17 protein-coding genes are annotated in these 23177 nt (G+C 57.2%); 11 read left to right on the top strand and 6 right to left on the bottom strand.

What is annotated here, in order from left to right; all coding sequences use genetic code 11:
* The first annotated feature begins 48 nt into the window (after window positions 1–48).
* The 9 genes from BW950_RS11210 to BW950_RS11170 all read left to right on the top strand — a co-directional run bounded on the left by BW950_RS11210 (window position 49) and on the right by BW950_RS11170 (window position 10420).
* On the top strand, window positions 49–1461 hold the full coding sequence (locus tag BW950_RS11210; RefSeq protein WP_076489391.1) for a sensor histidine kinase: 1413 nt from the start codon (window positions 49–51) through the stop codon (window positions 1459–1461).
* Window positions 1462–1556: 95 nt separating this feature from the next.
* Window positions 1557–2939: a sugar isomerase gene (locus tag BW950_RS11205; protein ID WP_076489390.1), complete on the top strand. Its 1383-nt coding sequence runs from the start codon at window positions 1557–1559 to the stop codon at window positions 2937–2939.
* A 148-nt stretch (window positions 2940–3087) separates the two neighbouring features.
* Window positions 3088–3951: a transketolase gene (locus BW950_RS11200; protein ID WP_076489389.1), complete on the top strand. Its 864-nt coding sequence runs from the start codon at window positions 3088–3090 to the stop codon at window positions 3949–3951.
* Complete coding sequence (locus BW950_RS11195; RefSeq protein ID WP_076489388.1) at window positions 3948–4949, top strand: transketolase family protein; 1002 nt, start codon at window positions 3948–3950, stop codon at window positions 4947–4949. Before BW950_RS11200 ends, BW950_RS11195 begins: the two co-directional genes overlap by 4 nt.
* A 2-nt stretch (window positions 4950–4951) precedes the next feature.
* Entirely contained in the window at window positions 4952–5440 is a 489-nt protein-coding gene (locus BW950_RS11190) for an RpiB/LacA/LacB family sugar-phosphate isomerase (RefSeq protein WP_076489387.1), read from the top strand.
* Window positions 5437–6849, top strand: coding sequence for an aldehyde dehydrogenase family protein (locus tag BW950_RS11185; protein ID WP_076489386.1), 1413 nt, complete (start codon window positions 5437–5439; stop codon window positions 6847–6849). Before BW950_RS11190 ends, BW950_RS11185 begins: the two co-directional genes overlap by 4 nt.
* 12 nt (window positions 6850–6861) lie before the next feature.
* On the top strand, window positions 6862–8076 hold the full coding sequence (locus BW950_RS11180; RefSeq protein ID WP_076489385.1) for a succinate--CoA ligase subunit beta: 1215 nt from the start codon (window positions 6862–6864) through the stop codon (window positions 8074–8076).
* Window positions 8073–8963 (top strand): succinate--CoA ligase subunit alpha, encoded by an 891-nt coding sequence (locus BW950_RS11175; protein ID WP_076489384.1) that lies wholly within the window; start codon window positions 8073–8075, stop codon window positions 8961–8963. The genes BW950_RS11180 and BW950_RS11175 overlap by 4 nt, the downstream gene beginning before the upstream one ends.
* A complete protein-coding gene (locus BW950_RS11170) occupies window positions 8963–10420 on the top strand; it encodes an SLC13 family permease (RefSeq protein ID WP_076489383.1) in 1458 nt (485 codons plus the stop codon). Before BW950_RS11175 ends, BW950_RS11170 begins: the two co-directional genes overlap by 1 nt.
* Window positions 10421–10447: 27 nt before the next feature.
* Here BW950_RS11170 and BW950_RS11165 read toward each other — a convergent pair whose 3' ends face one another.
* The 6 genes from BW950_RS11165 to BW950_RS11135 form a co-directional block, all read right to left on the bottom strand.
* Entirely contained in the window at window positions 10448–12997 is a 2550-nt protein-coding gene (locus BW950_RS11165; RefSeq protein ID WP_143559216.1) for a GH116 family glycosyl hydrolase, read from the bottom strand.
* Complete coding sequence (locus BW950_RS11155; RefSeq protein WP_076489380.1) at window positions 12994–13860, bottom strand: carbohydrate ABC transporter permease; 867 nt, start codon at window positions 13858–13860, stop codon at window positions 12994–12996. The genes BW950_RS11165 and BW950_RS11155 overlap by 4 nt, the downstream gene beginning before the upstream one ends.
* A 17-nt stretch (window positions 13861–13877) precedes the next feature.
* A complete protein-coding gene (locus BW950_RS11150) occupies window positions 13878–14777 on the bottom strand; it encodes a carbohydrate ABC transporter permease (protein ID WP_076489379.1) in 900 nt (299 codons plus the stop codon).
* A gap of 96 nt (window positions 14778–14873) precedes the next feature.
* Window positions 14874–16142 (bottom strand): ABC transporter substrate-binding protein, encoded by a 1269-nt coding sequence (locus BW950_RS11145; protein WP_076489378.1) that lies wholly within the window; start codon window positions 16140–16142, stop codon window positions 14874–14876.
* Window positions 16143–16320: 178 nt separating this feature from the next.
* Window positions 16321–16899 (bottom strand): hypothetical protein, encoded by a 579-nt coding sequence (locus BW950_RS11140; RefSeq protein ID WP_234969093.1) that lies wholly within the window; start codon window positions 16897–16899, stop codon window positions 16321–16323.
* A gap of 37 nt (window positions 16900–16936) precedes the next feature.
* Complete coding sequence (locus tag BW950_RS11135; RefSeq protein WP_076489376.1) at window positions 16937–18076, bottom strand: nucleotide-binding protein; 1140 nt, start codon at window positions 18074–18076, stop codon at window positions 16937–16939.
* A gap of 229 nt (window positions 18077–18305) precedes the next feature.
* On the opposite strand from BW950_RS11135, the gene BW950_RS11130 reads away from it, so the two are divergent.
* Together BW950_RS11130 and cfpA are read left to right on the top strand one after the other, a co-directional pair.
* A complete protein-coding gene (locus BW950_RS11130) occupies window positions 18306–20999 on the top strand; it encodes a LysM peptidoglycan-binding domain-containing protein (RefSeq protein WP_076489375.1) in 2694 nt (897 codons plus the stop codon).
* Between the two features lie 180 nt (window positions 21000–21179).
* Entirely contained in the window at window positions 21180–23177 is a 1998-nt protein-coding gene (gene cfpA / locus BW950_RS11125; RefSeq protein ID WP_076489374.1) for a cytoplasmic filament protein CfpA, read from the top strand.

Raw genomic sequence — 23177 nt, 5'->3', positions numbered from 1 at the left:
CACTATCCTTTATTTCATAGTGAAGGGGTTCCATGGTGGAGAAGGCCTATGGTCGAATCTGAGAAGAAACTTCTCTTGATCCTTTCCGGGGAAGCCGGGGAGACACACCGTCTGGGGAGTCTCCTGAGTTCCTGGGGATACCTGGTCGAGATTGACCCCTGGGGCGAGTCGACCCTCCAGTCCGGAAGGCCCCTGCACCGCGAAGGATCAGTGGCCGATCTGGTTCTTCTTGATACCAGGGCCACCCGAAATCATGGCGGTCCTGACGTGCTGGCAACCCTTCTCCGGGCCTGCCAGGGCCTGCCCCTGATCCGTCTGGTATCAACCGATGAGGATCCCCGGGACCTTCCCGAGAAGGCCTCCTTCCAGGGATGCCTGGAGTTCACTGCGGGAGCCGCCGTGGTCCGACAGACCCTTCACCTCGCCCTGGAGCTTTTCGAAGAACAGCAACGGGCCCGCTCCTTGAGCGAGCGGAAGGAGGCGATCCTTCGAGCCCTGCCCGATCCAGTCTTTGTGATCACCCGGGAGGGGCACTTTCTGGAGGCCTTCGCGGCCAGGCCAGAGCTCCTGGCCTTCCCTCTGGAAGCGCTGGAAGGGATCAGCCTTGCCGATCTGTTCGATGCGGATGAAGAGGAGCGCATCCTGGACATTATTGCCCTGGCCCTGGCTTCGAAGGAAACCCAGATTTTTGAATACGAGCTCGCCATTGCGGGAGAGGCAAGATGGTTCGAGGCTCAGGTGACCCCCTGTGACCCCGAGGAGGGAACCGTTCTGGCAGTAGCACACGATATAACGGAGCGCAAGGAGGACGATCAGACGATTAAATCACTCCTTTGGGAGAAAGAACTGCTGCTCCACGAGGTACACCACCGCATAAAAAACAACATGACCATCATGACCAGCCTGCTGGCCCTTCAGGAGGGTGCCACGGAAAACGTCGAGGCGGCAAAAGTTCTCCGCGATGCCAGAGGACGCCTCCAGAGCATGGCCGTGCTCTACGCACAGCTCTATGGCAGCCGTGATTTCCGGCGAATCTCGGCGCGGGATTATCTGGAATCCTTGGTAGAGACAATTTGCGAGGCCCTCTCGATACCTCCCGAAATTACCCTCACCGCAACCGCCGATGACACCTTTGTGGACAGCAAAACGCTCTCTGTGGCCGGAATTATCGCCAATGAGCTGATAACAAACTCCCTGAAACACGCCTTTCCTCAAGGCCGCTCGGGCACCATCTCTCTATCTCTTTTGGTCTCTTCGGACCAGGATTGCATAACACTTCAAGTCCGCGATGACGGAATCGGAATCCCTCCCGGACTGGTTCCGGAAACATCCCCAGGCTTTGGCTTTTCTCTGGTAAGAACCCTGGCTGAGCAGGAGAAGGCCTCCCTTGAGCTTACCCAGGGTCAGGGAACATCCCTGACAATACGATTCCCCCGGAACAGCTCCCCGGACTCACCCTAGAAACCTCTGGCAAAGAACTCCTTTACGGAACGGAAGACCTGCGGTAATATTACTTAGTTTCTGAAAATAAGATCTGTTTGCATAAGGAGAACCCTATGAACCTGCACCAGGAGCGTTCTGTGGCACCACCGTCGATCGGTTTGCTGATTATGGGCCGAAAACGGCCAGGCTTTGACCCGGAGTGGGGAGCAACGATCACCAGCCGTATCCAGGCCTTTCTTGAAAGCCTTCCCTGGACCGTTCACAGCCCTCCCGAAACCATAACTGACACGACGGAACTCACAAAAGCGGTTGATTTCTGCCGGGCCCGGGGCGTCACAGTCCTTGTGATAGTACAACCCACCATCTCCGATGGCCGCCTGGCCCCCCTTCTTTCGCGGCTCTGGGAAGAACCGCTCCTGCTCTGGGCGACCACGGAAAAACAGGAGGGATCCATGATAAGTGCCAACTCTCTGGTGGGAACCCATGCCATGGCTGCCACACTTCGTCATCTGGGCCACGCCATTTCCTTTGCCTACGGCCACCCCGATGACCCGAAAACGCAGGAGGCGCTCCAGCGAGAGATCCTGACGGTCCATGCCGCCCAGAATATCCGAGGAAAGGTTTTCGGCTTGATCGGATACCATGCCCCCGGGTTTATCGATTTCCATGCCGATCCGGTCTTTCTGGCCGAAACTCTCGGGTCTCACCTTTACCACGTGAGCACCACCGAACTGATATCCCGCGTTGAAGGGTACAGTAGCGACGAGATCGCCGGGGATCTTCAAACCCTGAAGGATCTTGGTCTTCCTTCGGGAGAGGGGTTCAGTCCGGGAGCAGCCGGGGAACTGGAGATGCAGGCCCGATACTCCCGGGCTTTCAGGGATATCTACCAGGAATCAGGCCTCGACGCTCTTGCTTTCCGGTGCTGGCCCGATCTTCCCAACCAGACCGGTCACTGGCCCTATCTTGCCCTGGCACAACTGGTCTCGCAAGGAATGCCCATCGCCATGGAAGGAGATCTTGATGGAGCTATCTGTTCACGTATCGCCGAAAGCCTGGGGATCGGCCCCGTGTATCTCACCGATTGGCTGGAGCACACAGAGAAAACCGCCACAATCTGGCACACCGGCGCGGCCCCGTTCCAGATGTGCGAGCCCCCAGGCTCACCGGGAGCTCCCCGACTGGGACTTCAGTTTAATAATCTAAAACCCACCGTTGTGGAGGCTACCATACGCGCCGGTATGGAGGTGACCCTCTTCCGGCTTTGGCGTTTCCGAAACAGATACTACATGACAGCTCTGGAAGGAAAAACCGCACCCCCTCTGCGGGATCTTCTGGCCACCAACGGTCTTTTTGAAACCGAGTCTCTTGATATACGACTATGGTTCGAAGAGATGATCCAGGCCGGCATGCCCCACCATCTCTGCGTTGTTCAAGGACGGCAGCGCGATATTCTTCGAAGAACGGCCCAACTCATGGGCGCTACCTTTCTGTAGACATTTTTCCCTCAGGATGGGCACACCCCGGGACTCCTCAGGCCCGGGGGCCACCCTGGACAGCAACAAACCCTTGACATACTCCCGGACCTGTCACATAGTTACTTACAGAAAGAAAACAGGTTACAACCTGGCAGAAGGAGGTTCTATGACGACGGAAGATCTGCGAAGGCTTAAGGAAAAGGCCCTTGACATCAGACGCCTCACGGTGGAGGAAATTGCCCACCTTGGAATAGGTCATGTGGGAGGCTGTCTCTCGGTAACAGAAATATTGGTGCTGCTCTATTACCGCCACATGAAGCACGATCCTGCAGATCCGGTCCGGGAGGATCGGGACAAGTTTGTCCTCTCCAAGGGCCATGCCGGACCGGCCCTCTACGCAGTCCTGGCTGATCGGGGTTTTTTCCCAAAGGAAATGCTTTACACCCTGAACCAGGGAGGAACAAACCTGCCCAGCCACTGCGACATGAACAGAACCCCGGGAATCGATATGACCACCGGCTCCCTGGGTCAGGGGCTTTCTGCTGCCGTGGGGATGGCTTTGGGGCATCGTCTCAAGAACCTCCCCGGACGGATCTTTGCCCTCATCGGAGATGGCGATACCAACGAGGGGCAAACCTGGGAAGCTGCCATGTCAGCCAGCATGTATGGCCTGAACAATCTGGTAGCCTTCACGGACTACAACAAGATGCAAATCGATGGCCCCAGCGAAAAAATCATGAACCTGGATCATCTGGAAGAACGATGGGAGAGTTTTGGCTGGTTTACGCAACGCGTTGACGGCCACGACCTGGGCGCCCTCGACGAGGTCCTGGAACGGGCCTGCGCCGAGGAGAAACGCCCCTCCATGATTATCGCCGATACCATCAAGGGCAAGGGCATTCCCCACATCGAGAATGACTACACGAACCACAACATGCCCCTCACCCGGGAAGATGCCGAAAAAGTCTACGCCTGGCTGGACCGGTGTGAGAGCGAGCTGGAAGAAACCAATCGGGAGGTACAGCCATGAACTACGTGATCGAACGGGCACCACAGGATGAGCAGCAGCCGGAAATGCGCGCTGTCTATGGGGAAGAACTGGTTCGCCTGGCCGAGGAGGATGATCGAATCGTGGTCCTCGATGCCGATCTGATGCGTGCCAATGGAACGGTTTGCTTCAAGGAACGGTTTCCCGAACGAACCTTCGATATGGGAGTAGCCGAGGCAAACATGGTGGGAGTAGCAGCAGGCCTCTCGGCAACAGGTTTCATCCCCTTTCCCGCCAGCTTCAGTTGCTTTGCTACTCGCCGAACCTTTGACCAGTTCTTTCTCTCGGCAAACTACGCAAGACAGAACGTAAAACTCACCGGATCTGATCCCGGGGTGGCCGCCGCCTACAATGGGGGCACCCATATGTCCTTTGAGGACCTGGGGCTTATGCGTACAATCCCGGGGATCGTCATCTGCGAACCCGCCGATCCCGTCAGCCTGAAGTCACTTCTTCCGCAGATAGCCTTCCGCAAGGGATCGAGCTACCTCCGGCTCCACCGAAAGCCCGTAACACCAATCTATGCACCCTCGGAGACCTTTGAGCTCGGCAAGGGCAAGGTTCTGTGCGAGGGATCAGACCTCACAATCATTGCATCGGGAGCCATCCTGGTAGCAGAAGCGATCGCGGCGGCGGAGCTCCTGGAAGAAACAGGATTATCGGCGACGGTGATCGATATGCACACAATCAAGCCCCTGGACGAAGAGCTTCTGATTCAGTACGCCCGAAAAACCGGAGCTGTCCTGACCGCAGAAAATCACCAGGTCCAGGGAGGACTCGGGAGCGCCGTAGCCGAGGTTCTGGGTGAACACTACCCGGTTCCGCACATACGGGTAGGTATTCAGGATGAATTTGGCGAGGTAGGAACCCAGCGGTACCTGCAGGAACGGTTTGGCCTTACAGCCGAAAATATCACCAACCAGGCCCGAAATCTGATGGATAAAAAAACCGGGAACCACCCCGAGCGAAAGGGAGCATGACTATGAATACGAAAAAGACACGCCTGGCCGTGGCCAGCGACAGAGCGGGATACCCCCTGAAGCAGGCGCTTCTGGAACACCTGACAACCCGGGAAGACCTGGAAATTCTGGATCTTGGCCAGGACAGCCCCGACGAAGCACGCCCCTACGTCGAGCAGGCTCCCAAAGTGGCCCGGGCACTTCAGGAAGGCAGGGCCGACAAGGGGGTTCTGGTCTGTGGAACGGGCCAGGGTATGGCTATCGTGGCAAACAAATTCAAGGGAGTCTATGCCATCGTGGCAGACACGGTTTTTGCTGGAGAACGGGGCCGGATCATCAATAATTCCAACGTTATTACCCTCGGAGGCTGGATCACCGCTCCTTTCTTGGGAATCCAGATCGTCGAGTCCTGGCTCGCCCTGGAGTTCACCCAGACCATGGAAGATCGGGCCGAGTGGCTTTCGTCGGCCTTTTCCGGGGTTCAGAGGCTGGAGGAGGAGAACTTCGCATGAGCAGCGCTGATCAAACCGTTATTGCATCCCTCATGGAGAGAGCCCGGGCAGCGCAAGAAAAAATCGCCGCCTACACCCAGGAGGAAATCGACGACCTGTGTCTCTCCGTGGGCTGGGAGGTCTACAACGACGAAAACATCGGGAAGCTTGCAGAATGCGCTGTCCAGGCCACGGGTATGGGAAACGTGGCGGACAAGATCACCAAACACAAGGTAAAGGTCCTGGGGGTGTTAAAGGATCTTCAGCAGGCACGAACGGTGGGCCTGATAGAACGGGACGAGATAAGGGGGCTGAGCAAATACGCTAAACCCGTTGGCGTGGTGGGAGCTCTTTTACCGGTCACAAACCCCACGGCAACTCCGGCGAGCAACGGTCTCAGCATACTCAAAGGTCGAAACGCCGTCATCTTTGCTCCCCACCCCCGGGCGGCCAGGGCAAGTGCTCTGGCGGTGGAGTTCATGCGCCGAGGTCTTCGCCGGGTGGGCGCCCCGGAAGATCTGGTTCAGATAGTGGATGAGCCATCACTGGAACAAACCGGCGAATTAATGAAACAGGTCGATCTGGTGGTAGCCACCGGAGGCGGGGCGATGGTCAAAGCGGCCTACTCCAGCGGGACGCCCGCCTTCGGGGTGGGGCCCGGGAACTCGGTTCAAATCGTTGCAGAAGATGCCGATCTGGCCGATGCAGCCGCAAAAATTGCCCTGAGCAAAGCCTTCGATCATGCCACCAGTTGCTCCAGCGAGAACAGCATCATCGTGGAGGACTCCGTCTACGATAAGATGCTCTCGGAGCTGGTGAACCATCAGGGCTGTTATCTTGCGACCTCCCGGGAACGGTCCCAGCTCGAGTCCTGGCTCTGGCGACCCAACAAAAAAGGAGTGGTCAGCCTGAATCCCGAAATCATCGCCCGTAGCGCCGAAACTATCGCTGCCGGGGCAGGAATCACCCTCCCCGAAGGAACCCGGGTTATCCTCGTTGAGGGCCAGCACCCCCTCGAGCAGGACCCCTTCAGCCAGGAAAAGCTCTGCCCCGTCCTCACGGTTTACCGGTATACCCGCTGGGAAGAGGCGGTGGACCTGCTGGTACGTCTCACCGACCAGGCCGGCACGGGCCATTCCTGCGGGATCCACACCTTCCGGGAAGACTATATCCATCATCTGGGAGAGACCATACGCACCAGTCGAATTATGGTTCGCCAGGCCCAGGCTCCGGGCAACGGAGGAAACTTCTTCAACGCCATGCCCAGCACCGTAACACTGGGCTGCGGAACCTGGGGAGGAAATATCACAACCGAGAATATTTACTGGAAACACTTCATCAACGTCACCTGGGTGAGCGAACCGATTCCCCCGGACCGACCCGGAGATGAAGAGATCTGGGGATCATTCTGGACACGCTACAGGAAATAAAGCGGAGGAATTGTGAAACGATTTGAATTTCAGGGAAAGGAACTCTTTTCCCGCGCAGGAATAGCGATTCCCCAGGGACAACTGGTGAGAATCATGAACCCCGATGGAACTCCTTTACCCGATGGTAGCCCGGACCTCCAGGAGAGACTGGGCGCTGCTATCAACGAACTGGCACATCTCTCCTCCGGAAAGACGTCACGCCTGGTGGTAAAGGCCCAACTGGATATGGGAGGACGAGGGAAGGCAGGGCTCATCAGGATCGTTGGAGGGAACCAGGGCGATCCTGATGAGCTGGCACAAGAGACCCTTCTGGCAGTCCAGGAGATGCTGGAAGGGGGGCACACCATCCCCGCGATACTCCTGGAAGAAGCGGTCCCTTTCAACCAGGAACTGTACATATCTATCTCCGTCGATGCCTTGGGCGGCGGCTACGTACTCCTGGCGTCTGCCGAGGGAGGAGTGGATATCGAGACCCTGGCAGAGGAACGTCCCCACGCTATCAAAAGGGTTTTTCTTGATCCCTTACGGGGGATACTCCCCTATCAGGCCCGCGGCCTCGCCTACGACCTGGGGCTTCAGGGAGATATGGTCAGATCCTTTGCTGATCTGGCAACCCGTCTCTACTCGGTTTTTATCGAAAACGATGCCGAACTGGCAGAAATTAATCCCCTCTTTGTGCGAGCCGACGGGAAAAGACTTGTTGCTGGCGACGCAAAAGTTATCATTGACGACAACAGCCTCTATCGACACCCCGAGTTTCAGCTTCTGCGCGAGCAATACGAGTCTGATCCAGCCTTCGAAGCTGCCCTGGAAGGGATACCCTACCTCCAGTTCGACGGAACGATCTCTCTGATGTGCGCCGGAGCAGGACTGGCGACCACAGTCTTTGATCTGGTGAACTACGAGGGAGGATCTGTGGCCAACTACCTGGAGTTCGGAGGCCCCAACTACAACAAGGCCCAGCGCGCGATGGAGCTCTGCCTCAAAAACAAAAGCAAGGTAATTCTCATTGTAACCTTCGGAACGATCGCCCGGGCTGACGTAATGGCCAAAGGGGTGGTGGAGGCGGTGAAAAACCTCAACCCCGACCGGCCCATAGTGACCTGCCTTCGCGGAACCAACGAGGAAGAGGCCGATGCAACTCTCCGTGCAGCGGGACTGGAGCCTCTCTACGATACCGAAGTGGCTGTTCGGAAAGCCGTAGCCCTGGCAGGAGGAAAGGCATGAGCATCTTCATAGACGAGACAACACCGATCGTTGTACAAGGCATAACCGGAAAAGAAGGAGCCTTCTGGACAGGGCACATGATCGACCTGGGAGCCCGGGTTGTTGCCGGAGTTACTCCAGGCAAAGAGGGTCAGGAGGTGCGGGGAATCCCGGTATACCACAGCGTCGCCCGCGCCCAGGAGGCAAACCGGGCCGAGGCTGCCATGCTCTTCGTCCCTCCCCGATTTACCAGGGATGCCGTATACGAGGCCCTGAATGGGGGAATCAAAAAGATTATCACCATCGCCGACGGCATACCCTTGAGGGACCAGGTCGAGATTCGTGCCGCTGCCCGAAGCGAAGGAGCCCAGGTGGTAGGAGGGAATACCTCCGGGGTGATCTCACCGGGGAGATCCATGGCAGGAACCTTCCCCTACTGGATCAAACGAGTCTACAAACCAGGGCGAATCGGCGTCATGACCCGTTCAGGTTCTCTCACTAACGAGGTGACCTCCATGATCGTTGCAGAAGGGTTTGGCGTCTCTACCCTGATTGGTGTGGGAGGAGACCCCGTGCCAGGAACCCGCTTTGCCGAATTTCTCGACGCTTTCCAGCACGACTCCGAAACCGAAGGTGTGGTGATCGTGGGAGAACTGGGGGGAACAATGGAGGAAGAAGTAGCCCGGGCCATGGCGGACCAGCGCTTTACCAAACCCCTGGTTGCCTTCATCGGAGGACGCACCGCCCCCCGGGGCAAGCGAATGGGCCATGCCGGGGCGATCGTTACGGGCAGCGCCGGCACGGTGGCCGCCAAGGACCAGGCCCTTACCCGAGCGGGAGCCCTCGTGGCAGACCGGCCAAGCACGGTAGGCACCATGCTGCGTTCTCTTCTCCCGGAGGCCCGGTGATGGCGGCTCGGGAGAGAGAAAATTCTTTCCGCTGGCTGATCCTGGCATCGGCCTTTGCCATAGCGCTTCTGGGGCGATTTGCTCCGGTGCCGGAGAGCATTGCCCGAATCGGCGGGGCCACCCTCACCAGCGATGGGCTCACCGCCATGGGAGTCCTGCTCTTTACCCTCCTGCTGTGGCTTACCGAGGCGATACCCTTCCACATCACCGGACTTTTGGGCCTCATTCTGCTGGCTCTCTTCGGTGTGGAAAGCTTCGCCGGTGTTGTAAGTATCGGCTTCGGCAACCACATCGTTGCCTTTTTTATCGGGGTCCTGATTCTCTCGAGTTTTATTACCACTTCGGGACTGGGAAACCGGATTTCGGTATTTCTTCTTTCGCGCACGGGAAACCGCACCTCCATGATACTCCTGGGGTTCATGACCGTGGGAGCTCTGATATCGGCCTGGATCACCGATACCGCCGTGGCTGCCATGCTCATGCCCCTGGGAGCAGCCATCCTGAAAGAGGAAGGGGTTGAGCCGCTGAAGAGCAATTTCGGCAAAGCCCTGATGATCTCCTGCGCCTGGGGGCCGACCGTGGGGGGAATCATGACACCCGCCGGTGCAGGACCAAACCCCATCGCCATCGGCTTTCTCCAGGAGATGGCCGGGGTGGAACTCACTTTTCTTGGATGGATGGCCTTCGGCGTTCCGGCGGGGCTCCTGATCCTGCTTCCCACCTGGGGTGTGCTCATGGTGGTGTTCAAACCGGAAATGAAGCGCCTGCAAAAAACCCGAGCCGAGATGCAAGAAGAATACCGATGTCTTCCTCCGATGCACCGAGAAGAAAAGACAACTCTCCTGATTTTCCTTCTCACGGTTTCTCTCTGGATCACCACGCCAGTCTGGGAGCATCTGCTGGGAATCGCAATTCCCATCTCCCTTCCGGTACTTCTCACGGCATCGATTTTCTTTTTTCCCGGTGTGGCAGAAACACCCTGGGCCAAAGTGGAGAAAGACATAAGCTGGAGTAGTATCGTGCTGATCCTGGCGGGAATATCCCTGGGCATGGTGCTCTACCGCACGGGAGCGGCGGAGTGGCTTGCTTTGGCGACGTTGGGAGGGATCGGAACGCTCCACCCCTTCGTTCTGGTACTCCTGGTGGTGGTTATCGTGAGTCTGATAAAGATCTTTCTCTCGAGCAATACCGTGACGGCCACTATCATGATTCCCATCATGATAACCCTGGCAGCAGCGGTGGGACTGGACGCCCTCACCATAACCATGCCGGCGGCCCTCACGGCGAGCATGGCCTTTATTATGGTAACCAGCACCCCCACCAACGTTATCCCCTATACCGCTGGATATTTCAGCATCCGGGATTTCGCCTTGGGAGGGATCATCGTGTCGCTGGTCTCGGCTCCCATTGTTGCCGCCGTGATCTACGGCATCGGAATGATGACCGGGCTGTATTAGTCTGAAACTCTGCGAGCCACCCCGGGGTCAGTGATCCGGGGTGGCCCGTGCCTGGAAAACCGCATCAAGAAGCCAAATCGATAGAGGACGCATGTTCAGGGGAGCTCGAAACCGCAGGAAACCATCAATAGCGGCAGGAGTCCGAAACTGCAATCCTCGTCCATGCTGGTTTGTCCCGTAGATACGCTCCACCAGTACCGAAGCAATTTCTCGGGCTTCATGCTTCAATTCATAGTATTCCATCATGGCGACAGTGGACCAGGCCGACCCGAGAAGGACCTCATTGACCTGCAGCTCATCGCCACCGTCGCCGGAAAAGCGGATTTTCCCCGGGGCTGCTACCAGCAAGGGCCCCGCCTGCCCCCGATGATACTGGATGAAACAATAGCGATAGACCGATTTTAAGTGACTTTTCACCTGTTCCCGGGGAATCGCCCCAAGAGATTTTGTTAGCCCCGCCAGATCGGCAAGAAAGATGCCCAGGACTCCATCTCCCATGAGGCAGTCCGTGTATCTTCCCTGATCACAAAGTCGGTAATATTCTCCATTCCAGAGATGTTTCTCAAATGCTTCCTCAGCAAGTTTCAGCCGCTGCCGGCACTTCCGAGCCAGGCTCCCGTCACCGAAATCATCCGCCCAGGAGATCAGCGCAGCCAGCGATCCCAGAGTGAAGGCTGCGCTGTACGACACATAACCCTGGAGACCCAGATTATCCCAGGTGCTATCACCAAAGGCTCGATGCAGGGGCAGCGCTGTCGATTCCTCGGCCTGATCGAGCATAAAGAGCCCCGCCTGCCGGACTGCAGCCCACTCGGACGGTGAGAGCCGGTGTCCTGAAAAACGCCGCTCCAGATAGAGGCTTAACAAAAAGGCAGGATTATGATCCTTCCAGAGGTTGGAGTCATCACGCATCTGATATCCGTTCAGACTGTGCCAGGGGTCTTCCATTACCGCCCCGATATCGTGGGGAACCTTCCCGGAAACCATAAGCGGCTCCATAGTCTCACTACGGTAGATCATCTGCTCCCGGGGAATTGCCAGAGGAACACTTTTGAGAAGATCAGAAAAAATGCTCCCGGCAAAACCGGGCCACCAGCGCCACAGCCCGTACCAGGCGTAGGGCCAAAGGTCGGAAGTATTGTAATAGTAATACCCTACATCGTAGCCCTCGAGGATTGCCCCGTGTTCTCCTGCACCAAGAAGCGGCTCGGGAAGGTCAGTATCGAGGTCCCTGGCCCAACTCTCCGTCCAGACCGAGCCACCCCCGTTGATAAAATAGAGCTCATTCAGCATCGCTCCCGCCAGATCGGGTTCTTCGGCCCGGGTAGCGAGCACGCTCTGATGCCATTCATCGATGTCCCTTCTCCACAGATCAATCGAGTCGGCGGCGATCCGGGCGATCTCCAGAGCACTGGTCCCCTGGCGTCCGAAGGCAGCGGTGTACTTCCGATACCATCGGCGGCCATTCCCGAAACGGATGATCGGCATGTCAAAGGCCAGAACAAAGGAAATTCGAAGGGAATCACCAGGTTCGATTCTCCCTCCACGACTCACTCCCGAGCAGAGCGCCTCATCCCAGTGAGCAGTCCAGCTCAACCCCGACTCGGGAAACAGGCCGTGCTGACGAAAATGATTCTCCATCCAGGCCAGAGTATGGCCCTGATCATGGGGCGGCCGGTCAATCTTGTTTCCCCGGGCCTTGCAGCAGGCCTCGACAGAGGCCCTGGAAGCCACCGGACCCTCCTGGCCTCTTCGCGGAGCGGGAGAAAAGATCGCCACTTGCCCCATGAGCTCGTCCTTCACAGGACGTCCAGCGTGTTTTGTCTGAAGGGCCGCAACCCCCTGACCGTCATGGCAGGCGTGAGCACTGTTTCCGGCATGGCTTTGCCCCGGCCAGGATCGTTCGGGCTGATCCAGAGATGTTGCCTGCTTTGCTTTCCAGCCCAGAAGATTCGGCCAAACGCAGGCAGCATCAACGCTCATGGGAGCAGAGGATCGATTGCACACTGTTATGGTCGAGATAAAAACAGGAAGAGACGCAAGAGGAATCGGGGAACCTCCCGGCGAGGAGAATTCCGATGGCAGAAGATGATCTTCGGGCAGAAGCGGTGAGAAGAATTCGGCAACTACCTCAAGGGGAAGGCCTTCTCCCTGGTACCGTTCCCGGGTAACCGGGAAAAGACTCAGAACCTGTCGGTGATATTCCTGTCCGGGGGAATCGGCCAGTCGCATATATCCCCCACGGGAGATACCCTCTGCCCCCTCTTCAGCCCAGCGCAGGGAAAAAAACGCCTCCTCCAGAACCTGTCTCAGGTGATACCCGTTCTGCATGTGCCAGCGAGCAAAGAGGCCGTCGAGATCCCGGCTCATGACAGGAGTTCCAATTCCGCCAAGAAAGAGCCCGCACCGGTCCCCATCGTCGTGACTCCCTGCCTTGGCAGTCCAGGAGGATCCCCCGCCAGACGGAGCTCTTCCCGTATCGGCTGCCGAAGAAGAATAACGATGTCCCCGGGATAACCGCTTCCGATACTCCTCGAGATCGTTCCACCAGGATCGGCTCCCTGCCGGATCATTCACCCCTTCACCGCTCCTGCGGTCAGCCCGGAAATGATCTTGTCGTGAAAGAAGATGTACACCGCAACGGTGGGAATCATGGTAAGCACAATAGCGGCGAACATCCCGGCGTAGTCTGTACGAAACTGGCTGGTAAAGAATCGGATTGCCAGTTGCACCGTCCGGGCACTTCGGGACGAGGTCAGAAGCAGGGCGTAGATAAACTCGTTCCAGCAATAGATGAAACTGAATGTTCCGGCCGTGACCAGGCCGGATCGGGAGAGGGGCATGATGATCTTCCAGTAGCGCTGCACAAAGCTGCACCCGTCGATCTCGGCAGAATCTTCCAGTTCTCTGGGAATGGTGGTCATGAAACTACTGATGAGAAAGGTAGAGACGGGAATATTGATCGCGGCGTAGGTGATGATCAGTGCCAGAAGCGTGTCGTAGAGCCCCAAATGCATGATCAGGGTGTAGTAGGGAACCATAAACGAGACAATCGGCACCAGCACGCCCGCCGTTATGATGGTGAAGAGGGGCTTCCGCAGGGCGAACTTCTCCCGGGCGATAACGAAGGACCCCATGGAGGTGACCATCAGGTTACAAGCCGTAGCCAGAAGGGCCACCCCGATGGAGTTCAGAAAAAACCGGGGAAGCCCCGAGATGGAGACCGCGCTGACAAAGTTTCCGAACTGCCAGACCGCAGGCAGGGCAAAGGGAGACGTCTCTATCTCGAAATTGGTCTTGAAAGCCGAGATGCCGAGCCACACCAGAGGGAAGAGCGCCACCACCAGATAGAAAAGCAACAGGGTCCACCGCAAGACAGCGAGCGTCACAATCACTGCAGGGGGCGTCTCGTTCAGCGCTTCAGAGGGTTTTTTTTTCATACTCATTTTCCTGCCCCTTATTGATTGCTATCGGCGACGGCATCGGATTTTCCGAAGATCCGCTGCAGCCCGGCCAGCACAACAACCCCCAAAATGATCAAGAGAACCCCCGTGGCTGCCGCTCGGCCGTACTGGAGCCCGGCCATCCGGCGGTACATGAAGAGCCCCATCACGGGAGTCCTGTTGGCTGGCCCTCCGGCCGTCATAAGAAAGGTGGTCTCGAACTGCCGCAGGGCAAAGGCCACCGCCAGGGTGCCGGCGGTTACGATAATTCCGCGAATTGCCGGGAGCGTGATATAGATTTCCTGCTGCAGAAGGTTTGCTCCATCCATGAGCGCTGCCTCGTAAAACTCCTGGGGAATCGAGAGCGTTCCGGCCAGGATGATAACCATGAAATACCCCACGTAGATCTGGTACGAGAAGATCAGGGCCGGCAGGGCGGTATCGATCTCGCCGAGCCAGTTTCTGGCAAGATGCCCCGCGCCAAGCGCTTCCAGGGCATGATTGATCAGACCAAACTCGGGGTTATAGAGAGCCGACCACATCATGGCCAGCGCCACCAGAGAGATGACGTTCGGAAGAAAGTAGACGGTGCGAAAGAACCGCCACCCCCGGGGGGCCCGGGTGAGAATCAGGGCCAGCACGAGGGCCAGAGGAATCTGCAAAAAAGCCGCCGAGAGCGCCCAGACCAGGTTATTCTGCACGGACGTGCGAAACACGGCATTGGAAAAGATCGCCCGGAAGTTGTCGAGTCCTACAAAGGACATGGGCTGAATCCCGTTCCACTCCATAAAACCAAGAAGAATTAAAAAGATAATCGGATACGCGAAAAACGCGATAATCATGAGACCCACGGGAAGCAGAAACACGGTGATCCATATTCTGTCCGATCTTCGCTTGAAGGATTGCCTGTTCATAAAGAGTTCTTTCCCGTCGCAGGGCGGCGTCGCAGGGAATCGCCCCTGGCCACGCCGCCCGCTTCATTCTGTGTACGTGAAGGTAATCCGCTGATCCTACAGGGATGCCCGGAGCATTTCAACGAACTCCACCGGAGAGAGATCCCGAAGGACCATAGCCCCCAGGGCCTGACCGAACTCGTAGACCACGTCCACGGGCATGGAAGCCTCCAGGTGGTCTATCAGAAAGGCCGCCTCGTTCCCCGCCTCAATGAACATCCTCTGCAACGGATCCAGCTCCACATCATCGGGAATATCAAACTCGATCGCCAGCAGAGAGCCCGAAGCCAGGGAGACCCGCCGGGCATTCTCGGGGCTGGTCAGGTGTTGCAGGAAGGTGATGACCGCCTCCCGCCGTGCGGGATCTGTGGTATTGGCTGCTGCCAGGTTCGTGTGCAACCATCCTACCTGGTGACCATGGTAGTTTCCTGCTTTGGGAGCTGCCGCAAGTCGGGTAGCCCGGTAGACCTCGGGAGAGTTCTCCCGAATGTTCCCGATATACCAGGGGCCATTAATGAACATCGCCGTTCTCCCTGCCTGGTAATGTCCACCCGATACACCCGCATCAGCCCCGATCGCATCGCGGGTTGTATTTCCGTCCTGGTAGAGGCGTTTCAGAACAGCGGCTGCCTTCTCGAAGGCAGGATCATCAAGACCCCGTTCCCAGACACCGGGGCCGCCAAAACTGCCCACAAAATGCGTATACCAGAGCATGGAGGTCCAGGCATTGGTTCCTCCCGTCATCTGGCTGGTAGGGACGGCACCGATAGCCTTCAATTTTTCCGTGGCCCGCCAGAACTGGTCCATCGTCTCGGGGAAGCTCTCTATCCCGGCCTCCTGAAAGAGCTCCTGATTATACCAAATGGGAGTAAAACCGATCTCGTAGGGCAGGGATTTGGTTGCACCCGCCACGGTGGAGGCCCGGAGGTTTCCCTGGTTGAAATTATCACCCCATCCCTGCGCCAGCTCCCGGGAAAAATCCATGAGAAGATTACTGTCGTAATAGGCTGCCGTGGTGGGGCTCAGCTTGAAGGTAAAAATATCCGGGGCCTGACCGGCGGCAAGGCGGGTACGGATCGAGTCCTCGTACCCGTCGTAGTCGGGCTGCGGCTCAACCACGACGCGAATACTTCCCGCGTGCTTCTCGTTGAACTCCGCCACAATCTCCTCCATCACGGCAGCTTTTGAGTCCTGCCCCACCCAGATACCGGGCCAGGTCAAAACTATCTCGTCGCTTGCCTCTGCCCGTCCTCCGGCAAAGATCGGGATCGAGGTAAACAACAGCGCTCCCGCCATAACAAGAGCGGCAATGCCTTTTCGGTGCATACGAACCTCCTAATTTCTTTCTAAAAGTAAGTAGAACACGGTTTCCCGGGGCTGTCAACGAGTAATCCTCGGCACCCCAAAAGTTCATCGTAACAGGGATCTTCCTCCCCGACCACAAGAGCACCTCAGGGAAAGGTCTGAACACTCCGTGGCCCGATCGCCCCTCCTGGCGTCCCGATCATTCCCCGGAGGGGGAGTCCTCGCCGTCCTGGTTCCCCTGGCTCTGCTCCTCCTCAAGACGCCGCATTTCCCGAACCACATCGAACATGTTCGGCACATGCCCCCCGAAGGGCTCCGCCGGAGATGAAGGCTCCCGGGGTTTTCGAACCCGCCGGATTTCCATCTCCTCCGGCTCCTGGATGCGAACCTCTCGATACCGGCCCGAAGGTTCACAGCCTTCTCCCCGCAACTCCTCCCGCAGCGAGAAGAGAACGGAGTAGACATCGGCAAGATCAGGGGCATTTTCGCAGATTGTGTATCGGAAATAGCAATCACCGCTGGCAAGATAGGATCGGCAGGACCGGTTTATCCGTTCCTCGGGATCAGCTTCAACGCGCAAGGTATGACGCACCCCGCCATGCCAGGCCCTCCCCATCTTGATCAGACGGGGTATCCGGGAATGCTCAAGCCAGTAGAGTTCCCATATTCCCGGCAGGGAAGGAACCCCGCCGATGATCCGACTCCGGGAGGCTGTTTCAAGAACAGACCATTCTATTGAGTAGTAAGCACACCCCCGGTGCACTTCTTTCGATACCATGGGAGTCCGATCCATAGTCTGCTTTTGCAAGCCCTCCTCACCCCTGACGCATGGTCAGCATGCGGATGGTGCCCTGAAGCTCCTGAATCTGCTTTTTCTGGGCGGTCAATACCTCGATGAACTCGGCGGCATCGCTCTCCGATCGGAGTGATTCCTCGTTCTGTTCTGATTGGAGGGTAGAGAGATCGTTCTGAGCCTCGATACGGAGAAGCTCATATGAATCGGCGTAAAGCGATTTTTCCAGAGCCAGCGTAGGGAACTCCGGGGACTGAACGATCTTCTGTGCGATCCGATCGATTTCGATTCCCACAAAACTGTCGGGATTCGCCGCCATCACCGGTTTATGCGCCCGATGGGCCCCTGCCAGGGACTCATCGTGGATGATCATTCCCAGGGCGTCAAAGGTAATGGAGAGGTTTTTATCCACCAGGTCCCGCAAACTCTCGCCGATATTCAGATCGTCGGCGCTTCGAACCATGTTCAGCACCAGGAGAGGCTGTAACAGATCAATGTAGCGCTTGGCTTTCAAGGCCTGCTCCGTGTCGATCTCTGCCATCGCCGAGAGCACCGATGAAACCTTGACGGGGTTACCCGGACGACGCTCCTTGATCTGGTTTCGCAAGAACTTTTCGACATCGCTTTCTCCGGAGAAAGCCCGAAAGAGAAAGCGAAAGACAGCGTTTTTCAGGAAACTGTAGGCGTTCACGATGGCCCCCACATGGGGCGAGGTAACGATGAGACCCGAATTAGCCACCAGAAAGAAATCAACCACATTATTGGACGCCCCAGCTCCCAGATCCAGAAGGACATAGTCTGCTTCGAGTTCTTCAAGGTTGCGCAGAATACTGCGCTTTTGGGCGTAGGTGATATTCGGGGTGCCCGCTACCAGAACATCGCCAGGAATAAACTGAAGATTGTCATACGGCGTGGGCGACAAAAGCGACTCGAAGGCAAGAGCCCGATCGGAGAGAAAGTTTCCCACCCCCGGATTTTTGTTCTTTACCCCAAGCGCTGAATGGAGATTAGAGCCTCCCAGGTCAAGATCGACCACAACAGTGCGGTACCCCAACTGCCCCAGACGCACGCCCAGGTTTGCGCAGAGCTCGGTCTTGCCGATACCGCCCTTTCCTCCGGCAATAGGGATGATTTTTGTGTCTCTTCGTTGCGTTATTACCATGATGCCCCCTTCCACAGTATCACAGGGCGAAGAAAAAACAACGCTTCTTCCTGCTCATTTTGCGGGAATCCCCGGAGCGGGAATCTCCCTGCATGAAAGCTGTGTTATCGATTAAATCGGCACACCCCACGGGACCAGTATGACGTGAACGGCCATCTCTGTCTATTTTCTTCCTCTTCGGAGCATCTTTTCGTGAAAGAAGGGACATCACGTACTATACTTAAGAACCGTGTCGACCAGAAAAGATTCATTCAGGAAAGAAGAGCCCCTGCACATTGGCAACCGCCTGTTCCGCGTGGACGAGGAGTGCTATGTGGTATACATGGGCTCCCAGGGCTACGGGGTGCGACCCTTCCTGCGGATCGGCACCAGCTCGTTTCTCCCGGAGCAGATCAAACGCCATATCGGATCCGTGGTTCTTACGGATCACCTCACGGGTGATATCTTCCTCGAAGAAGGATGCCTTGATCCGCATGCTCCGGGGCGAGCGCGTTACGTGGGATCTCCCGCCCTGGTGGAGGCGGTCAAAGCCTTCGTCCACAAGGAACAGATATCTTCTCAACCGCTGGAGTCGGTCTCTCACGAGGCCCCTGCCAAGGGGGGACAGGTTATCCTCTACGAGGATGGCTCGCTTCGTCTTTTTCTTGACGGGCACCGCCTGTTTGACTTGAAGGAGCAGGAACGATCGGACCGTCACGCCCTGTACTGTCTCAACCGCCTGGATGAAATCATCTCCTCCTCCCGAGGGGCCTACCGAAGGGAAGATTTCCAGGACTCCGGGTTCCTGGTGAGCAAGGACCATTCGCTTCTGGGATTCTCCCGAGGAGAAATCTTCACCCTGCGGCAGCAGACATCCTCCATTAGGGAGTGGGCACCAGCCATGATCCCCTTCTCGCTCATCTCGACTCTTGCAGGGACGGGTGAGCGCGCAGCCTTCCTGGAACTGCTCAAATGGCGGCTCGCTACCGAAAGAAATGTTTTTTTCTGCCTGCCCGGAGGCGAATCACCTCCCGACCATGATCACGAGTCATCCCTGGCGGAAGAGCTTTTTCTGCTCCTTTCAAGGGCGGGCTTTCCTGTTGCACGGAACACCCCGCCGAATCTTCCTGCCGATCAGCCCGCTCCTGTAGCTCTGGCCGAGACAAAACTGCGCTTTTCTTCGCCTGTCCCTTCAGGGAACCCGGCAGAATTCTCCGGAGAGCACCCCTGGAACGCTGGAATCGCTCCCCCAATTCTGCCGGGTGTCCTCTACCGCTACGCACACCGCTACGCACACCACTGCACAGCAAGCGAGCGAGATGTCTCCCTGGAGAACTCTCTGGCCGCCTTCAGAATGCTCCTGCGCAGCGATCTCAGGAAAGAGCTGGAAAGCTTTCCCTTTCTGGAAGAGGGGCTGGGCAAGATCATGGCTCGCACGGACCTGCCCCTTTTGGACCGGGTATGCGCCGCTCTCTGGTTATGGAACAGCGTTACCGATACCTCCTCCAGCCTTCCGGAGAAAGCTCGTCAGGAACTGGCCCGGCAGGCCCGGGAGACGGCACAATCGCTCTTTCTGGCCGGTCACGTGCCCGTAACGGCGTGCATCCAGGAGGGAGCCCAGGGGTGGTGCATCCTTTTTTCCCCCCGGGAAGGCCTGACCCGGGGAGCTGTGGACGACAACGAACGAGCCCGACAACGCATGAAACCCTTCCTGGAGCAGTCCTGCCCCAGAACCTTCTTCGAGAAGGAACGGGCTCGTCTTAAGGCGTTGCTGGAGGCGCTACTGGCTGCCAACAGGGTTACCACACCACCTGCACCGGCCCGGCCAGACCCGGCGGTTGCCCCGATCCAGCACCAGCCCCCCCTCCGGGAACCGGGCAAGCAGGAAGGCACAGCCCTGGCTGATCAGAAAACATCATCTCCAGCCCCTGTGGAAGGGCAGGTACCATCAGGTGGCAAAGGCAGCTCCAGCTCCTCTGGTTCCTCATCACCTCCCCCAGCGGCTCTCTCACCGAATTCCTCACCAAAAAGATCACCAGGAAAAGCACCGACAAAACCGCAGGCAACCGCCCCGACCCAGGCCCCTCCGTCAAAGACGTGGCGCCTTCTCCTGGGAGGTTCTGCCGCAGCGTGCCTGATGATCCTGGCGCTCTTTCTTTTCTTCCTGCCCGGTTCAAGGTTTTCCGGCCAGGGACTCTGGCAGCAGGTTTTTCACAGCCAGGAGACCCCTCCTGCCCCTACCCGGCCCGCAGATACCGGGACACCTCCTGCAAGTCACCTGGAGGACGACAAGGGGGTGCCACGAGCAGAAACGGAACGGCCTCTCCCGGAGAGCGGGGATTCACCAGCAGAAATACCGATACTTACAAGAACCCCCGATGCGCCGGGCCCACCAACGGAGACGCCGGCCGTGCGGGAAACACCAGATACAACCGGTCCGCCGAGCAGGGGCCCCCTCCCGGAAGAAGCACCAACCACAGCACCAACCACAGCAGAAACCGAAGGGGACTCCCCGGAATGGACCGGATCGACAACAGATTCCCTGGATGAGTTTGTTGCCCCAACACCCCCCGGGGAAGCCCCCCTTCTTTCAGGGCCTCCGCCGTCATCACCAGAGCGGGAAACGCCCGATCAGCCGCGGCCCCACGACTGGTCAATCCGGGATATTCTCCTGGCCACCAACTGGATCGCCCGGGGGAACGGCTACGCTCCCATCGGGGAGGAGCAACACCTCTCTCCCAGCCCTCACTGGATATACCCTGGCAATCTCATAGAACTGCCCGACGGCAGACCATATACCATTGTCGCCGGCGACACCCTCTGGGGGATCGCCGAGCGTTTTCTCACCCGCTTTTTTTCGGATTCTCCGTGGAAACCAGAGGATTTTCGGGAAATTGTGGCGCGAGAGCAGTACCCTATAAGGGAGATAAGGAGGAACGAATAAAATTCACAGGCGAAACATCGTGTTAGAATAGAGGTGCACAGCACAGGAACCGGATCGTTTTGTAAACGTGTTCACTCCCCCGGACCCAGGCGAGTCCAAGGATTCCCGGGGAGCGAAGCATATCGGCCGTGGCGCCCCCGGCGCCCGCGACGAGACACATAGACCAGGAGGAGAAGCAGTATGTCCGATCTTTCACGCAGTCCCAACGTATTTCATCCCACACGCCCATCAGCAGTAGGTTCCCGCAACAGCCTCGCCCAGGACGGACGGGACCAAAAACAAGAGTACGATCAACTCGTTCAGGAAGAAACCGATCGTATCCTGGATACAATTCAAACAAAGCTTCCTGCCGAGGTTCTGGAACGACTCGATGTTATGGGGGGTCTCAAAGAAAAGCTCTATAACTACTTCAACCAGAACTACCAGAATATGTTCAACCGGTATATCACCACCACTGAAGATGAGATGGTGAAGAAAATCCGGAACTTTATCGACAAGGAAGAGAACAAAACCCTTGCCAGATATACCCCCAAAGAAATCTCCGCCATGCTGGACGAGATCGCCGGAGCCGACAAGTTCAATACCGGTGAAGTCGAAAAATCGATCGTCAACATGTACGGTCACCTTCACGGCCACATTCAGCGCGGTGTAAACGATCTCGAGAACGAAACCAACTCGCTCTTGCGCCAAAAAACTGATGTAGGCGCCTTCATCCGAGGTGAGAACGCCTACTCCGTGGTGAAAGCGGCATTCAAGGACAGCGCGACCAAGCCCAAAACCGTTACCGATACCAAGCTCTCGGTGAATATTCTTGATTCGGAGCTCATCAGCCCCATCTTCCAGTACCAGGCGACGGTGGAGCAACTGATCAAGGACCAGATATCCAGGACGATCAGCAACCTGATCGATCAGGAGGTGGAGCGATTCCAGGATGAGCTCATCGATCAGGGCAAGGAAGAACTCACCGACTCGGAGATCATCTTCGAGAAGATGAAGCGCGTCACCAACTACACCGACGACGATGTGGAAGATGAAACCTCCAAGCGCTATACCTTCCTGGCCAAAGATCTGATGCAGAAGATCGAGGGCCTCCGCGCCGAGATAGATCCCAGCGAGTTTGACCCGGTGAATATTCGGGAAAACCTGAAGAAAATCATCGACATGGAGAACATCCGCAACCGGGGGTTCAACACAGCGGTCAACTCGATCACATCAATCCTGGATACCAGCAAAATGGGCTACCAGTATGTGGAGAACCTCAAGAACGCCCGGGAATTGATCATCCGCGAGTATGAGGACACCGATATTGAGAACCTCCCCGACGAGCGCTACCAGATCCGCCTCAAGTACTACGACTCGGAGCAGCTCGAGAAGGAGCGGGAAGTCTACGACCAGCAGATGGAGGCCTTCCGCCAGGAGATCCAGAAGCTCTACGATGTGATCGAAGCGGTCTACCAGACGGGAAGATCCCGATTCAAGGTAAACGACTACGACGATATCGTGGCAAAGATGTCCCGCACCATGAAGAAGCGCAAGGACACTTTCCGCTTCGAGGAATCGGGCGACAAGCTCGTGGAAGAAATGCAGCGGACCTGGAACGAGATCACCCTCCTCAAGGCGAACCCCACCGATGTGGAGAGGCTCAACCAGACCTACCGCCACGAGAAAAAGCTCTTCAAGGAAATGCTCAACAAGAGCTCCCGCAAACTGGAGCAAATCTACGGCTACCAGAACCCCCAAGAGCGGGTGATCCTCGATGACCGGGTACGCTTTCTCCGACGGGAGTTTGATGACTTCGACTATCTGATCAACCCCTATCACATTCAGTCCGGTGTGGTTCTCGACGTGGACATTACCAGCATCAAGCGAAAGAAGTTCACCCTCAACGGCATGGCCAACGTGCTGAACGAGTTCCTCCACGGTATTTCCAAGGGATTCCAGGATGCGGCCTTTGCAGCCTTCAAGCGACGCCGGTCCACCATCCGCGACGATATCGGCATGAACTTCTCCAACGAATACGATGAACCCGTTGCACAGAGCCTGCCGAGTCACGGAACGCAGGAATCGACACCGGCCCCCACCGAAACGGTGAGCCGAAATCCGGCATCACCACGCGGACAGGCCGATGTCTCTCCCGGAAAAGGGTCTATCTCCAGCGATGATTTGCAGGAACTGTAA

Source organism: Alkalispirochaeta americana (assembly GCF_900156105.1).
In the GTDB taxonomy this organism is placed as follows: Bacteria; Spirochaetota; Spirochaetia; order DSM-27196; family Alkalispirochaetaceae; genus Alkalispirochaeta; species Alkalispirochaeta americana.
Note: the sequence above shows the minus strand (reverse complement) of the source record. Positions and strands in the feature narration are given on the sequence as shown.